This is a genomic window from Cryobacterium sp. Hh7, from assembly GCF_004403155.1.
Lineage (GTDB): Bacteria > Actinomycetota > Actinomycetes > Actinomycetales > Microbacteriaceae > Cryobacterium > Cryobacterium levicorallinum.
This window is the reverse complement of sequence record NZ_SOHG01000025.1, coordinates 1-1,005: the sequence shown is the minus strand read 5'-3', so window position 1 is coordinate 1,005 and position 1,005 is coordinate 1. Positions and strand designations below refer to the sequence as shown.

Genomic DNA, 1,005 nt, shown 5'->3' with positions numbered 1-1,005 from the left:
CGACGGCCTAACGAAGTGCACTACGGTTATGAAAAGCCAGCCCTGGCAGCGTAGAAGAAACCACTAATTCCGCTGTCCGAAATCCCCGCGGCAGCTCAGGTCCATCTGGTCATTGTCATGGCCTCACGTAGTGTTCGGCCAATATGCTGGCACGCTCGGGGGGCCGGCGTGGCCTATTCGGTCAGATGGCTCATAGTCATTGGTGTCGTGAAAGGTGTTCTTCACCGCAAATTGCAGAGAACTCAGGCGCCGATCGGCTTTCGTATAACGGCCATGTCCACTGACCGGGATGGCTGTCAGAGTGTTCATTTCTGAAACCCCGCATTAACCCCGCAGATTGAAATTCGACCGGGGTTGCGAGTGTGATCATCTACCCGGTGTTTTATTGGGATCAGTGACTGTATGAGGCCCCCGTGACCTCGTTGAGCCTGGTTCACGATTATCGTGGTGTCGCGGGTTCAATTCCCGCTCCCGCTACGCTGCGGGTCACCGACCGCGCCTACGTGATTGAGAGCGGCGTCACCACGGTCGAGGGTCAGGCCGCCGACCTGCTGAACGCCCCCGGCATCATCGACGCGCATCATCGACGCGTACCTCGGCGCGTAGTGACGGCGGGCTCGATCTGAGCACGACGAGCCAATGCGACAAGGATGCGGATGCCGCGTGCGGTATCCGCGTCTGAACCTCATTCGGGGGTACGATCGGGGCAATCGGGAATTACCCGCGCATGAAGGGAAAGGTCGGATCATGAATCCGCTTCTAATTATTGTGGCCATCGTTGCGGTCGTGCTGCTCATTACCGGTGGCTTGGTGCAGTCTCTGCAGTTTCTCCTCTGGGTCGGTATCGTGCTCGCGATCATCGCGGTGATCATGTTCCTGATGCGGTCAATGTCGGGGCGCAAGGGCGCCTAGGAGGCTGCTGAATAACATGGGTTCAGCCGGCCCGGCGAGTCTCTAGAGTGTTTTTTTGCTCCGGGGTGGGGCGTTGTGAGATCGGCTGAGCGG

General features: G+C 58.7%; 2 protein-coding genes. Both read left to right on the top strand.

Annotation, left to right across the window (positions count from 1 at the left end):
• Positions 1–413: 413 nt before the first annotated feature.
• Complete coding sequence (locus E3T43_RS09025) at positions 414–626, top strand: hypothetical protein (RefSeq protein ID WP_134472212.1); 213 nt, start codon at positions 414–416, stop codon at positions 624–626.
• Between the two features lie 121 nt (positions 627–747).
• The gene (locus tag E3T43_RS18750) at positions 748–912 is read left to right on the top strand and encodes a DUF2207 domain-containing protein (protein WP_166788335.1); all 165 of its coding nucleotides are present in this window, start codon (positions 748–750) and stop codon (positions 910–912) included.
• The last annotated feature ends 93 nt before the right edge of the window (positions 913–1,005 follow it).

Coding starts and splice junctions, on each gene's coding strand:
- E3T43_RS18750 (WP_166788335.1), top strand. CDS start 748: ATGAATCCGCTTCTAATTATTGTGGCCATCGTTGCGGTCGTGCTGCTC.